Consider the following 14,415-nt stretch of genomic DNA (forward strand, 5'->3'; position numbering starts at 1 on the left):
TTATAGCTTTTCAAATGGAATATCCATGAGGGGATATTTTTTCCATCCAACGAAATCAAAATGCCACCATTCATTTGTTATTACACGGAATCCATAGGCTTGCATTGTTGTTATCAGTAATGTTCTGTTTTTTATTACTGGTGCTGGCAGGTTTGAGTAAGATGGTGAGGCTTGGGCCGCAAAACTGTCGTACGGTGTCGGCATTTGAAGTTCTTTTCCCGTTTTTAAATCGATAAGTGTTAGGTCTATGGCACAGCCCCGGTTGTGTTTAGATCCTTTTTTAGGGTTAGCGACAAAATTTTTGTCTTTAGCTTTTTGGTAGAAAGCAAGTGTAATGGTATATGGCCGATACGCATCGAAGATTTTTAAGCCGTAGCCTTTTTTGTTAAGGGCAAATTGTATCTTTTTTAGCTGTTCAACAACAGGCTTCCTTGCAAAAGCCCGGGCCTCTTTGTACATCACCTGATTCATGAAGTTGTTTTTGGTGGCGTACCTGATATCGAGCTTAATGTTCGGAATTGCTTTTTGGATTTCTATTAATTTATTCTTTGGGTCTTTAGCATAGGATGAGTGGTAATCTTCATATGAATTGACGACTTGTAAACCGTAAGGGTTGGCCTTAAGTTTTTGCGCTTTTGTGCATAACGGAAAAATGAAAAGCAGTAGCAGGTACAGGTATTTCCTCATGCCAGGAGCTATTGATTTGAGACCACAAGCAGTTCAATGTCCTTGTATGGAAGGTTATACATGTTAGCAAGGTCTTTGTTCGTTAAATGCCCCTGATAAATGTATAGCGCTTCTCTGATACCGGGCTTGCTCCAAACCACATTCATTAATCCGCCCATATCACCTATATCTACAAGAATTGGTGTAAATATATTTGTGAGGGCATATGACKCCGTGCGAGGCACCCGAGAAGCGATATTAGGAACGCAATAATGGATTACATCATGTTTCCTAAACACGGGGTCCTTATGATTGGTGACTTCTGAGGTTTCGAAACAACCACCCTGGTCTATGCTTACATCGATTACAACCGAATTGGGTTTCATTCGGGTTACGGTTTCTTCCATTACAATGCAGGGGCTTCTTCCGTGAGTTGCTCTGATGGCGCCAATAACAACATCGCAGGTAGTAATTGCTTTACCAAGGACTATAGGTTGCATTACAGAGGTGAATACCCGGCTTCCCAGGTTATTTTGAAGGCGTCTTAAGCGATAAATAGAACTGTCGAATACTTTTACCTCCGCGCCTAGCGCAAGGGCTGTACGCGCGGCATATTCTCCAACGGTTCCTGCGCCAAGAATTACAATCTCGGTTGGCGGAACGCCTGTAAAGCCCCCAAGCATCAATCCTTTTCCTCCTGTTACATTGCTGAGATATTCTGCAGCGATGAAAATAGAGGTTGCTCCAACAATTTCACTCATTGCACGTACTACGCTTAGAATATTTCCTTCATCTCTAAGGTTTTCAAAGCAAATGGCATTGATTTTCTTATTAAGAAGCGCTTTTAGATAGGTTTCTTTTAGTCCGCCCATTTGAAGCGCCGATATTAAAGTCTGTCCTTTATGCATGAGGGCAACCTCTTCTAAAGTTGGCGGGGCTATTTTAACCAGGATATCAGCATTAAATACATCCTTTTTATTAAAAGAGATAATCGCACCCTGTTCGCTATAGTCGTTATCTGAAAAATTTGAACCAACGCCAGCGCCGGTTTCAATTATAACTTTATGCCCATTGTTAACCAAGAGGGCAACCGATAAAGGAGTCAGTGCAATTCGGTTTTCCTGGAAAGAGATTTCTTTTGGAATGCCAATATACAAACTATTGCTTTTCTGACTGGTTTCTGACATTGTCTCTTTGGGTTGTAAAAGCCCTTTTTGAGCAATGGAGGCCATACCTTCGCGTAATCCTGTAGCCATATTTGTTTATGTGATATTTTAGCTTGAAATTAAGAAAAATAACCTAAAAATCAGGGTTTGCCATTTTATATTTTATTGATGGACAGTACCCTCTCGTTTTCACTTAACATTTTGATCTCAACTTTAATATAGTGCTCCGGTAAAAGCTCTTCAACTTTTTCGGGCCATTCGATAAAGCAGGTATTTCCTGAAAAAAAATACTCTTCGTAGCCAATATCGTATGCCTCCTGGAGGTTTTTAATACGATAGAAATCAAAATGATAAAAGATGTTGCCTTTTCCCTCGTATTCGTTTACAATGGAAAAGGTTGGACTTGAAACCAGTTCTTTTACGCCAAGCGCTTTTGCTATGACTTTAATAAAAGTTGTTTTTCCAGCCCCCATGTCTCCTTCAAAAACAAATATTTTTTCAGTTCCGGCAAAATCTAACAGGGCAATAGCGGCTTGATCTAAATCAGATAAGCTGTTTACATTAATATTCATTATTATCTTGAACTGTATGTGGCAATTGGTATAATCATCTCTTCTAATGAAATACCCCCATGCTGGAAGGTTTCATTGTAGTAATTTACGAATTGGTTATAGTTGTTCTGGTAAACAAAATAACGGTCTTCTTTTGCAAAGATATAATTGGAGCTAATATTAATTTTTGGCAATTGGGCCTCGTGAGGATTTTTAATAAGAAAAACCTCTTTTGCATTAAAATTAAGGTTACGCCCTTGCTTGTAGCGAAGATTTGTATTGGTATTTCTATCGCCAATAACTTTGCTTGGATGTTTTACCCTTATTGTTCCATGGTCTGTCGTGATAATCAGCTTAACATTCTTCTGAGAGATTTTTTTCAAAAGATCCATTAAAGGAGAATGCTCAAACCATGAGAGGGTTAGTGAACGGTAGGCGGCATCGTCGTTGGCCAGCTCACGAATCATTTGCATGTCTGTTCTGGCATGCGATAGCATGTCGACAAAGTTATATACAATAGCATTAAACTCGTTTTGCAGCAAATTGTTCACTTGCTCATTAAGGGCCTTCCCGTCGTCGTAAGTTAATATTTTGTTGTAGCTGAATTTACAATCTTTACGCAGGCTACGCTTAATCTGATCTGCCAAAAAGGCACCTTCGTGCATGTTTTTTCCGCCCTCATCATCATCGTTTTGCCATAATCCAGGAAAGCGTTTTTCCATTTCCAGCGGCATTAACCCAGAGAATATCGAATTACGTGCATATTGGGTTGCAGTAGGTAAGATACTTGAATACGTATCTTCCTCGTCCAAACGGAAATGTTCAGTAATCAGGGGATTAATAATCCGCCATTGATCGTACCTTAAGTTATCAATAAGAATAAAGAAGACAGGAACATTGTTATTAATTAAAGGGAATGCTTTTTTCTTTAATAACTCGTTTGAAAGCAAGGGGGCTTTGCCTTTGCCATTAACCCAGCCTAAGTAATGGTCTTCAATGAATTTTGAGAACTGCATATTTGCTTCTGACTTTTGCATTGTCAGAATCTCGTGCATTTGCGGATCATCAAGTTTCTCTAGCTCAAGTTCCCAGAAGACTAATTTTTTATAAACATCTACCCACTCTTCGTAGCTTAACTTATCGTTTAAAGTCATTCCCAGGCGCCTGAAGTCCTGTTGGTAAGCCATGGAGGTTCTTTCGCTTACAAGACGCTTATTGTCTATAATTTTCTTTATGGTTAATAAAACCTGTTTCGGATTAACGGGCTTAATAAGGTAGTCATCTATTTTAGACCCGATGGCATCTTCCATCAGGTTTTCTTCTTCGCTTTTGGTAATTAGTACAACCGGAACATCATTTCTAATGTTTTTTATTGCGGTAAGGGTTTCGAGACCACTCATACCAGGCATGTTTTCATCAAGAAAAACCAGGTCAAAGTGTTCTTTCCCAAATGCTTCAAGGGCATCGTTACCATTAGTGTAGGTGGTAACATGATATCCTTTTTCGTTTAACAGTAATATATGTGGTTTTAATAAGTTTATCTCATCGTCGGCCCATAGAATCTTGGTTTCCTGCATTATCGTATTTTATAATGTGAATTAATTTGTCAAAAAGAGACTGTGTCTTTCTTACTATGGATAAAAATAGCAATTTTTGTACCGTATAATTTATTTTTAAGGATTGAACAAAAAGAAAATAATAAATGATCCTGTTTATGGTTTCATAAATATTCCTTCAGAAATAGTATTTGATCTCATCTCTCATCCTTATTTTCAAAGGTTGAGGTATATAAAGCAATTGGGGATGACCCATTTGGTGTATCCGGGAGCGTTACATACCCGATTTCACCACGCTTTAGGGGCAATGCATCTGATGGGATTGGCTATTGAAATTTTAAGAAGCAAAGGGCATGAGATTAATAAGGAAGAAGAAGAGGCTGCCACAATTGCAATCTTACTACATGACATCGGACATGGGCCTTTTTCGCATGCGCTTGAGTATTCGTTGGTTAACGGAATAAAGCATGAAGATATTTCCATGCTTATTATGGAAAAGCTTAATGCAGAATTTGGCGGAAGATTAACCCCGGCAATTGATATTTTTAAAGGCAAATACCATAAGAATTTTCTGGCTCAACTTGTTTCTGGTCAGCTGGATCTTGACAGAATGGATTACCTGAACCGGGATAGCTTTTTTACCGGAGTAAGCGAAGGTGTAATCAGTTTTGACCGCATCATTAAGATGTTTAATGTGCTGGACGATAACCTGGTAATTGAAGAAAAGGGAATTTACTCAATAGAGAACTTTTTGATTTCCAGAAGACTGATGTATTGGCAGGTTTATTTGCATAAAACAGTTATTGCAGGAGAAATGGTGCTGGTGAAAATTTTGAAACGCGCAAAGGAACTTGCAGTTAAGGGAGAGGCTCTTTTTGCAACACCTGCGCTTCAGCATTTTTTAATAAATGACGTTACGGAGACAAGTTTCTTTTCTGAAGAGATTCATTTAAATATGTTCGCCCAACTTGATGATCAGGACATTTTTGCCTCCATTAAAGTTTGGCGAGACCATCCGGATAGAATATTGGCCCAATTGTGCAAAATGCTTACTAACAGGAATCTTTATAAAGTTGAAATTACAAATGATGCTCCAGATCAGAACAGAGTAGATGTGCTTAAGGAGAACACCGCGGAATTTTTGAAACTTAATGATGATGAAGTGTCCTATTTTGTTTTTACCGATGTAATAAGAAACAGGGCATATGATGCGGGGAACAGCAATATTAATATCCTATTAAAAAACAATATCATAATTGATATTGCAAAAGCATCAGATTTATCTAACTTAGAATCTTTAGACAAAACAGTGAAAAAGCACATACTTTGCTACCCGAGAATTATTTAGCATAATTTAACAAAATAATTAGTTTTTAATCCCGTTTTTAGTTTCTTAATCTAAGATGGAATTATAATAACCTAAATAGGTTTATTTGTTCATATCAATTTAACATATAACTTTGTAAAATGCAATTTACTGCCAAGCAGATAAGCGAATTTATAAATGGCACCATTGAGGGCGACGAAAATGTAAAAGTCGAAGAGCTTTCTAAAATAGAAGATGGCAAGCCGGGATCTTTATGCTTTTTGTCCAACCCGAAATACGAGAACTATTTATATTCTACCAATGCCTCTGTAGTTATTGTTAGTCAAGATTTTTTGCCTGCACAGGCTGTAAAAAGTACCTTAATTAAGGTTGCAGATCCTTATAGTGCATTTTCTGTGTTGTTAGACAGGTACAATGAAGTGATTAGTCAGGTTAATGACTCATCAGGAATTGAACAGCCATCCTTTGTGCACCCAACTGCAAAATTGGGTAAAAATGTCTTTATAGCAGCCTTTTCTTATATCGCAGAAAACGTAGAAATAGGAGATAACTCGAAAATACTTGCTCAGGTTTACGTGGGCCCTGATACCAAAATTGGAACGGGGTGTACACTTTTTCCGGGGGTAAAGATTTATAACCGGTCAGTTATTGGAGATCGGGTTTTTATACACGCAAACACTGTAGTAGGTAGTGATGGCTTTGGGTTTGCCCCACAAGCTGACGGGACCTATTCAAAAATTGCCCAAATTGGCAATGTGGTTATTGAAGATGATGTTGAGATTGGCGCGAATACTACGATCGATAGGGCAACAATGGGATCCACTTTCATTAGAAAAGGGGTTAAATTGGATAATCTTATTCAAATTGCCCACAATGTTGATGTTGGTGAACACAGTGTTGTTGCCGCGCAAACCGGAATTTCGGGAAGTACCAAACTGGGTGAGAAATCCGTTGTTGGAGGACAGGTTGGTATTGCGGGTCACCTATCATTAGCTAAGGGAACACAAATTGGCGCACAGGCGGGTATTAATTTTAGTACAACAGAAGAAAATAAACAATGGCACGGCAGCCCTGCCCAGCCACTAAGAGATTGGATGCGCGCATCTGTAATATTTAAACAATTACCTGCTGTTGAAAAAAGAATAGCAGCCTTAGAAACAACTATCGCACAATTAAAAGCGTTAATTGAGCAAAACAGTACAATACAAGATAAATAATGAACGTTAAGCAAAAGACCATTAAGAACGAGGTTTCCGTAAAAGGGGTAGGCCTGCATACCGGAGCAAATGTTACATTAACTTTTTGTCCCGCACCTGAAAATCATGGATTTAAATTCCAAAGAGTAGATTTACCAGGAGCGCCAATAGTTGATGCAGATTGTGATAATGTTACTGATACTGCCAGAGGCACAACTATTTCTCAGAATGGCGCAAGTGTAAGTACCGTTGAGCATGTAATGGCCTCGCTTGTAGGTATGGATCTGGATAATGTGCTTATGAAAGTGGATGGTCCGGAAACGCCAATTATGGATGGCAGCGCAATCCTATTCCTAGAAGCACTAGAAGCAGCCGGAATTCAGCAACAAGATATCGATCGCGAGTACTTTCAAATACCACATAATATAACTTATACAGAACCGGATAGAAAAGTTGAGATTGTAGCAATGCCGCTTGACGACTATAGGTTTACCTGTATGATAGATTATAATTCACCTGTTTTAGGCAGTCAGCATGCTGGCATTTCAAGTATTGCTGAATTCAGAAAGGAAATTGCATCGTGCAGAACTTTTTGTTTTTTACACGAACTTGAATATCAATTACAAAATAATCTGATTAAAGGAGGTGATTTAAATAATGCCATAGTTATTGTTGACAAAGAAGTTACCAAAGAGGAACTAGACCATTTAGCCACTATTTTTAATAGAAAGGCGATAGAGGTTGCTCCACAGGGGATCTTAAATAACAYGGAATTAAGGTATCAAAATGAACCTGCCAGACATAAATTGTTGGACATGATAGGTGATCTTGCGCTTGTTGGAGTGCATTTAAAGGGCCATATTATGGCTGCCCGCCCAGGTCATGCAGCAAATGTTGCCTTTGCAAAAAAGATTAAAGCAGCAATCAAAAAAGAAAAAAACAAAAAGGTACAGCACGTTTATGACCCATCGGTAAAACCACTTTACGACGTGGTTCAAATCATGGATATTTTACCGCACAGACAACCTTTTCTATTTATTGATAAAATATTGGAACTTTCTAAAACACACGTAGTTGGCGTTAAGAATGTTACCATGAATGAAGAGTTTTTTAAAGGACATTTCCCTGGAGCGCCAGTGTTCCCGGGAGTAATTCAAATTGAGGCAATGGCGCAGACCGGAGGTATTTTGGTTCTGAGCACAGTTCCAGATCCAAGAAATTACCTTACCTTGTTCTTAAAAATAGATAATGTACGCTTTAGGGCTCAAGTATCGCCAGGCGATACTATTGTTTTCAGATGCGATTTGATGGAACCAATCAGAAGGGGAATTGCCCAGATGAAGGGTGTCGGAATGGTTGGAGGCAAGGTAGTTGTGGAAGCAGAGATGATGGCACAAATTGTAAAAGTAAAAGATAGCGAACCAGTAGCATGATACAACCCCTAGCGTATATACACCCTCAGGCAAAAATTGCCGATAATGTGGTAATAGAGCCTTTTGCAGTGATACATAAGGACGTAGAGATTGGTGAGGGAACCTGGATAGGTTCTAACGTAGTCATTATGGATGGAGCGCGTATTGGAAAGAACTGCCGGGTTTTTCCGGGCTCAGTAATTTCTGGTGTGCCTCAGGATTTAAAATTTGCTGGTGAGGTAACCACAGCTGAGATTGGAGACAATACCACTATCCGAGAGTGCGTGACTATAAACAGGGGAACAAAAGACAAGTGGAAGACGGTAATAGGAAGTAATTGCCTTATACAGGCATATTCTCACATCGCTCATGACTGTGAAGTTGGAGATTACTGCATTTTTTCTAATAGCACCACCTTGGCAGGCCATATTACCATTGGTAATTATGTAGTACTGGCAGGACTAGTGGCTATCCATCAATTTGTAAAAGTTGGTGCCCATGCCTTTGTTACCGGAGGTTCCCTGGTAAGGAAAGATGTTCCGCCTTACGTTAAAGCAGCAAGAGAGCCGCTTTCGTATGCAGGAATTAACTCAGTAGGTTTGAGAAGGAGAGGCTTTTCGTCTGAAAAGATTAACGAGATACAGGAGATCTATAGGGTTTTATTTGTGAAACATAATAACGTTACTAAAGCGTTGGATATGATTGAAGCAGAATTTAAACCAACAKAAATTCGTGATGAAATAGTTGATTTTATTAGAAACTCAAACAGAGGTGTAATGAAGGGCTTTGGTTCTGGAAGCTAATTGATCAATCAATGACAATTACTTTAGAGGACATTGGGCGAAGGTTTAACCAGGAATGGATTTTTAAAGGAATAAATTATCAATTTAATTCTGGCGGCAAATACGCAATCTTAGGCCCAAATGGCTCTGGAAAATCGACACTTTTGAGTGTTGTACTGGGAAATTTATCTCCGTCGGAGGGTGCTATAACCTATAATAATCAGAAGAATATACCCGTAGAGCGAATCTATGAATATATCAGTTTTGCGGCACCGTATTTAGATTTGATCGAAGAATTTACGCTGCAGGAAACCATCGATTTCCATTTCAGGTTTAAGACGCTGCAGAAGGGCTTTGATGAAGAGATGGTCTTGGATCTGCTTGGATTAAAGAAATCGCAAGACAAGGCACTAAAACACTTCTCGTCTGGAATGAAACAGCGAACCAAGCTCGTTCTGGCATGTTGTACAGATACACCAATACTTTTATTGGATGAGCCGACCTCAAACTTAGATAAGCAAGGTGTTGTATGGTATCATGAACTGATCGCACGTTTTACGGCTGACCGGCTTGTAATAGTAGGCTCAAATCAGGAAGCTGAGTATTCGTTTTGTAACCATTTCGTTCAAATAACGGATTATAAATAACAAAAATTATATTTGTGATAAGTGCAAAAGCGGTCGATTTGGGCATTAAAGAACGATAAAAAAATATTTTTAAATTACTATTGTAGAATTAATAAATAGTTTATACCTTTGCGGCACGAAAAAGAGCCGGTGGTTTAGGCAAAATTTCAGAATAAAATGGCAAAAGCATCAGAAGTAAAAAATGGTAATATCCTTCGTTTTAACGGAGAATTAGTGCAAGTAGAAGAGTTTCTACACCGTACACCAGGTAATTTACGCGCTTTTTATCAAGCAAGAATGCGGAATGTAAAAACAGGGAAACTTGTAGAATATAGGTTCCGTGTTGATGAAGATGTTGAGATTTGCCGTGTTGAAACCAACGATTACCAATACTTGTATGAAGATGGTGAAGCACTTGTAGTAATGGATAATACTACTTACGAGCAGTTTAACATACCAAAGGTGTTATTTGGTAAAAGCCTTCGCTTTTTGAAAGAAGGAATGAATGTAATTATCGCATTTGAAAGTGACGAGCCTATTATGGCACAAACACCTTCACATGTTGAATTAGAAATAACGTACTCTGAGCCAGCAGTTAAAGGCGATACCTCTACAAACGCACTTAAATATGCAACAGTAGAGACCGGAGTTGAAATAAAAGTGCCAATGTTTATCAATCAAGGCGATAAAGTTAAGATAGATACACGCACTGGCGATTACGTAGAAAGAGTAAAATAAGAATTTTCATAGTTTAGTTTTAGGTTTAGGTTGATTGTGGCTTCGGAGTGGTTCCCGAAGCCATCTTTTTTTATATTTGTTTAAATGAAAAAGGCAGAACTTAGGAAATTAGCATTGAACAAGAGAAAATTACTCTCCCCCTCGGCAATACCTGCACTTAGTAACCAATTATTAGCTCATTTTTCAAGACTTGATTTTTCGGAGGTGAAGACAATCCATGTTTTTTTACCCATAGTTGAGAAAAACGAACCAGATACATTTCTTTTCATCGATTGGCTTAGAAATAACCATCCTGATATAAAAATTATTGTCCCAAAAGCAGATTTTGAAACGGCCTTAATGCACAATTATGTTTATTCAGGGAAGGATGGTTTAGAAAAGAACTTATATGATATTCTAGAGCCTCAAAAAGGAGAACTCCACAGTGGGGATGTGGAAATGGTGATCATTCCATTATTGGCTTTTGATGAAAGAGGCTATAGGGTTGGCTATGGGAAAGGGTTTTATGACAGGTTTCTACAGGGCTTGACCACACTTAAGGTGGGTGTTTCCTTTTTCGAATCAGGAGATGATATAGAGGATGTAAATGAACATGATGTCCAAATGGATTTATGTATTACACCTCATAGGGTGTATGATTTCAGGAAATCAGTGATCAGGTAGGCAATACTTTTGCCAGTAAAGGAACTGGTTCTTCCATCGGCCATTTCGCTTGCGCCTTCACATATGTGCAAATAGGCAAATTGTTTTGATGACCGAAGAATGAGCTTTCTGATGTCATTTAAGCTAAATCCGGAAGGCGTAGCAGCACTTGACAGCATATTCTCTATACTATCAAGATCGATTTCTAGACCAGGATTTTTAAAGGCACTGATGAATGGGGTCCAAAGGGTTACTGTAGCGTCCGACAATAAGATATCATCAAAGAAAACAACCTGTATTTTTTCATTCTCTTCTATTTGTTTTAGAATTGCTTCATTGTTGTAATTATGGTGCAATCCAAAGATCCCGTATTTGGCTAAATAACCCTCTTTTAAGGCATAACTGAAGCTATTGCCACTATGCCTGCCTTTTGGCTCTCTTAAGTCGGCATGAGCGTCTATATTGAGTATATCAACAGCCTTCTTGTGGACTGAGGCCAGCGCTTTAATGATGGGATAGGCATTATTGTGCCCTCCGCCAACAATAATGGGGGTTTTGCCTGCAGCTATAATTTTAAGAACACATTCGTAAACTTGATTATCTATTTCTGATACCTTTTTCTGGAATGCTTCAATCGTATTATTTTGGGGTTCAGTAAACTCAAAATGGCCTAGAACGACTAATTCTGACCCATCTAAAAAGCGGTTACTTTGGGTATTAAGAAGAGCTTTAAGCGCCGGACCCCATGCTGTAGATGTGCCCGACAGACCGTAATTGGCTCTTACCCCGATATCTTCAGGAATTCCCAGTAATACAAAACGGGCCTCGGAAGTATTCAGATCTTCTAAAGTAGCAATGACCTTCACGCGCTCACCTAATTTTGTTTCGCGGCTGCGGATATTGACTAATTTTAGAATATCCTTATTCGAATAAATTCTAAGTCCATCCATTAGTTTACTTCTCCGTTTAAAATGATTTTTTCTATTTGCGACTGCCCAAAACTATAAGGCAGATAAGCTATTGAACTCATGGGGCGGGTAATGAAAAGGTTCGCTTTTTTCCCTATTGCAATGCTTCCTGCAACATCTGATAACTGCATTGCGGCAGCTCCATTTAAAGTAGCGGCATTAATAGCTTCTTCCGGGAGCATCTTTAATTTAATACAGCCTAACGAAACCACAAAATTCATATTTCCTGAAGGCGTAGAGCCGGGGTTAAAATCAGAGGCTAATGCCACGGGAACATTCGCATTAATTAGGCCGCGGGCATTTGCAAAGGGAATACCAAGGTACAAAGAACAAGATGGAAGAAGGGTAGCAATTGTATTGCTTGTGCTTAAACAGTTAATCACATCCTCATCGGTAGCTTCAAGGTGATCCACGGAAATCGCATTATGTTTTACACCAACCTGAACGCCGCCTGATATAGACAATTGGTTTGCATGAATTTTAGGCGGTAATCCATATTTCACACCGGCTTCTAAAAGTTTATCCGTTTCTTCCGCAGAAAAAAAGCCTTTTTCACAAAAAACATCCATATAGTCTGCCAGTCCTTCGTTAGCTATTCCAGGGAGCATTTGCTCTATAATAAGCCTAATGTATCCGTTACGATCTTTTTTATAGTCTTCAGGAAAAGTATGAGCAGCAAGGAACGACGCCTTAACAGGAATTTTAAAAGCGTCTTTAAGCCGCCTGATTACCCTAAGCATTTTTAATTCACTATCAAAAGTTAGTCCGTAGCCGCTCTTAATTTCAACGGCTCCGGTTCCCTGCTTAATCATGTCGTTTAGCCTGATGGAGGCGCTTTCGAATAGGTGATCTTCAGATTCGTGCTGGAGTTTACGGGCCGAGTTCAAAATACCACCCCCTGCAGCCGCTATTTCTTCATAGCCTTTTCCTTTAATCTTCATTACAAATTCCTCTTCTCTGGAAGCAGCAAATACAATGTGTGTATGTGAGTCGCACCAAGAGGGAAAAACATAACCTCCTTTAGCAGAAATGGAGGTTAATGATGTAGGCAGATCAGCAGGTAGGTTGTCCATACTGCCAAAACCAGTTATTAATCCCCCCTCACATAATATCCAGGCGTTGTTTATAACAGGCAAAGTATTCATAGCACCACCTTTTAAAACAGAAATGTTTTTAGGGTGAGTGCCTACAAGCGTGTCAATATCTGTTATTAAGAGGGCAGACATGGTTTAGGGATTTAGCTCTAATAGAACAGGGCAATGATCCGAATGAATTGCGTCGGGAAGTATTGAAACGTGTTTCAGCCTATTTAAAAGAGGTTGGGTTGCTAAATGGTAATCGATGCGCCACCCCAGGTTCTTAGCCCTTGAATTTGCTCTAAAACTCCACCAAGTATAGTGGTGCGGATCTTTATTAAAGTGCCTGAAAGTATCTATGAACCCATTGTTTAAAAACAGCTCCATCCATTCACGTTCTTCAGGTAAGAAACCCGAAGAGTTTGCATTTKATTTTGGGTTGTGAATGTCGATGGCGGTATGGCAAATGTTGTAATCGCCTGAAATAATCAAATTAGGATACTCCTTGCGCAGGTCTCCAATATATGTATCAAAGAAATGCATGAATTCGTACTTCTTGACCTGTCTGTCGTCCCCACTGGATCCAGATGGCATGTAGAGGCTCATTAAAGAGAAACCGTCAAAATCAGCTCTTAAAATACGTCCTTCTTTATCTATCCATTCTTCTCCGCAACCGTACTCCACATGATTTGGTTTTATTCTGGTAAGGATAGCCACTCCGCTATATCCTTTTTTCTCTGCCGGAAACCAGTAGTGATGATACCCTAATTGCTCAATTAAGGCAAGTATCTCCGGAATTTGAGAAGGCAGGGCCTTCACTTCCTGCAAGCAAACCATATCGGCATCGGTTGACTGTAGCCACCCAAAAAAATTTTTTGTTGATGCAGAGCGAATGCCGTTAACATTGTAAGAGATGATCTTCATAAATTATATAATTTTTCTAATTTTTTAGCTGCGCGCCTTTTTAATACAGAAACAGACATCTTCACATCAGCAAAGGGGCGGTCGTTTGAATCCCTGGAAACAGCAGCGATTTTATCAACCATATCTAAGCCCTGAACAACCTCACCAAAAACAGTATAATTTCTGTCCAGATGTGGTGTGCCGCCTAAATTCTTATAGACTTCTCTCTGCCAAACCGGTATTTTGAAATGGAGGCGATTCGTTTCTAATGAATCTAATCCCTGATCTGTAAATTTTTTACCCTGAACAATGTAGAACTGAGATCCGCTTGATGCCTTTTCGGGATTGTCGTCTCTTGCAGCGCCAAGCGCACCTTTTTTATGAAATAAACTGTCTCTAAATTCAGCGGGAATGGTATAGCCTACAGTTCCATTTCCCAGCAATTCCCCTTGTTTTGCAACTTTTGAATCCGGATCGCCCCCCTGAATCATGAAGTTTTTGATAACCCGATGAAATAAAGTGCCCTCAAAAACACCCTTTTTAATGAGGGATACAAAATTATCCCGGTGCTGGGGAGTTTCATTGTAAAGCATGATTATACATTCGCCCATATCCGTTTTAATTTTAACGTATTGGTGTTTTGGCTTTGCAGCGAAAGCAGAGAAAACACCCAGACATAGTAGTAAGGCTAGAATCCTGTTCATTAATATTACTTTGGAGCTAAGGTAAGTTAAAAATGGCTTTATTGAAATGTGGGAAGCTTCAATTTTATTGATTATCTTTCTTACCATACATCAAGGCCGGCT

Annotated in this window: 15 protein-coding genes; 7 read left to right on the plus strand and 8 right to left on the minus strand. The window is 39.1% G+C overall.

The window, feature by feature from the left end; translation table 11 throughout:
* From AC1DDK_RS10700 to porX, 4 genes are all read right to left on the minus strand, one after another.
* Positions 1-687, minus strand: a complete 687-nt coding sequence (locus AC1DDK_RS10700; protein WP_172662331.1) for a M15 family metallopeptidase — start codon at positions 685-687, stop codon at positions 1-3.
* A gap of 8 nt (positions 688-695) precedes the next feature.
* On the minus strand, positions 696-1,922 hold the full coding sequence (locus AC1DDK_RS10705; RefSeq protein ID WP_477633891.1) for an alanine dehydrogenase: 1,227 nt from the start codon (positions 1,920-1,922) through the stop codon (positions 696-698).
* Between the two features lie 65 nt (positions 1,923-1,987).
* The gene (gene tsaE / locus AC1DDK_RS10710) at positions 1,988-2,404 is read right to left on the minus strand and encodes a tRNA (adenosine(37)-N6)-threonylcarbamoyltransferase complex ATPase subunit type 1 TsaE (RefSeq protein ID WP_172662330.1); all 417 of its coding nucleotides are present in this window, start codon (positions 2,402-2,404) and stop codon (positions 1,988-1,990) included.
* A 2-nt stretch (positions 2,405-2,406) separates the two neighbouring features.
* The gene (gene porX, locus AC1DDK_RS10715; protein WP_172662329.1) at positions 2,407-3,960 is read right to left on the minus strand and encodes a T9SS response regulator signal transducer PorX; all 1,554 of its coding nucleotides are present in this window, start codon (positions 3,958-3,960) and stop codon (positions 2,407-2,409) included.
* Positions 3,961-4,063: 103 nt separating this feature from the next.
* Here porX and AC1DDK_RS10720 point away from each other — a divergent pair, with 103 nt between their 5' ends.
* From AC1DDK_RS10720 to AC1DDK_RS10750, 7 genes are all read left to right on the plus strand, one after another.
* Positions 4,064-5,287: an HD domain-containing protein gene (locus AC1DDK_RS10720; RefSeq protein ID WP_172662328.1), complete on the plus strand. Its 1,224-nt coding sequence runs from the start codon at positions 4,064-4,066 to the stop codon at positions 5,285-5,287.
* A 119-nt stretch (positions 5,288-5,406) separates the two neighbouring features.
* Positions 5,407-6,483 carry a UDP-3-O-(3-hydroxymyristoyl)glucosamine N-acyltransferase gene (gene lpxD / locus AC1DDK_RS10725; protein ID WP_048908152.1) on the plus strand — a complete coding sequence of 359 codons (1,077 nt, stop codon included), beginning with the start codon at positions 5,407-5,409 and terminating at the stop codon, positions 6,481-6,483.
* Positions 6,483-7,895: a bifunctional UDP-3-O-[3-hydroxymyristoyl] N-acetylglucosamine deacetylase/3-hydroxyacyl-ACP dehydratase gene (locus tag AC1DDK_RS10730; protein ID WP_477633892.1), complete on the plus strand. Its 1,413-nt coding sequence runs from the start codon at positions 6,483-6,485 to the stop codon at positions 7,893-7,895. Before lpxD ends, AC1DDK_RS10730 begins: the two co-directional genes overlap by 1 nt.
* Positions 7,892-8,677 (plus strand): acyl-ACP--UDP-N-acetylglucosamine O-acyltransferase, encoded by a 786-nt coding sequence (gene lpxA / locus AC1DDK_RS10735; RefSeq protein ID WP_477633893.1) that lies wholly within the window; start codon positions 7,892-7,894, stop codon positions 8,675-8,677. Before AC1DDK_RS10730 ends, lpxA begins: the two co-directional genes overlap by 4 nt.
* Positions 8,678-8,688: 11 nt before the next feature.
* Entirely contained in the window at positions 8,689-9,303 is a 615-nt protein-coding gene (locus AC1DDK_RS10740; protein ID WP_172662326.1) for an ABC transporter ATP-binding protein, read from the plus strand.
* A 156-nt stretch (positions 9,304-9,459) separates the two neighbouring features.
* Positions 9,460-10,020 (plus strand): elongation factor P, encoded by a 561-nt coding sequence (gene efp, locus AC1DDK_RS10745; RefSeq protein WP_048908156.1) that lies wholly within the window; start codon positions 9,460-9,462, stop codon positions 10,018-10,020.
* A gap of 84 nt (positions 10,021-10,104) precedes the next feature.
* Positions 10,105-10,683, plus strand: a complete 579-nt coding sequence (locus AC1DDK_RS10750; RefSeq protein WP_288881281.1) for a 5-formyltetrahydrofolate cyclo-ligase — start codon at positions 10,105-10,107, stop codon at positions 10,681-10,683.
* Here the strand turns inward: AC1DDK_RS10750 and AC1DDK_RS10755 are convergent.
* Genes AC1DDK_RS10755 through AC1DDK_RS10770 form a run of 4 tightly spaced genes read right to left on the minus strand, consistent with a single transcriptional unit; the run spans position 10,644 to position 14,313 of the window.
* Entirely contained in the window at positions 10,644-11,612 is a 969-nt protein-coding gene (locus AC1DDK_RS10755) for a formimidoylglutamase (protein WP_288881280.1), read from the minus strand. The genes AC1DDK_RS10750 and AC1DDK_RS10755 overlap by 40 nt on opposite strands.
* Entirely contained in the window at positions 11,612-12,856 is a 1,245-nt protein-coding gene (gene hutI, locus AC1DDK_RS10760; RefSeq protein WP_288881278.1) for an imidazolonepropionase, read from the minus strand. The genes AC1DDK_RS10755 and hutI overlap by 1 nt, the downstream gene beginning before the upstream one ends.
* Before the next feature lie 3 nt (positions 12,857-12,859).
* Positions 12,860-13,630 (minus strand): exodeoxyribonuclease III, encoded by a 771-nt coding sequence (locus AC1DDK_RS10765; RefSeq protein ID WP_477633894.1) that lies wholly within the window; start codon positions 13,628-13,630, stop codon positions 12,860-12,862.
* The gene (locus tag AC1DDK_RS10770; RefSeq protein ID WP_288881274.1) at positions 13,627-14,313 is read right to left on the minus strand and encodes a peptidylprolyl isomerase; all 687 of its coding nucleotides are present in this window, start codon (positions 14,311-14,313) and stop codon (positions 13,627-13,629) included. Before AC1DDK_RS10770 ends, AC1DDK_RS10765 begins: the two co-directional genes overlap by 4 nt.
* Positions 14,314-14,415: the final 102 nt, after the last annotated feature.

Source organism: Pedobacter sp. 05T44 (genome assembly GCF_056395985.1).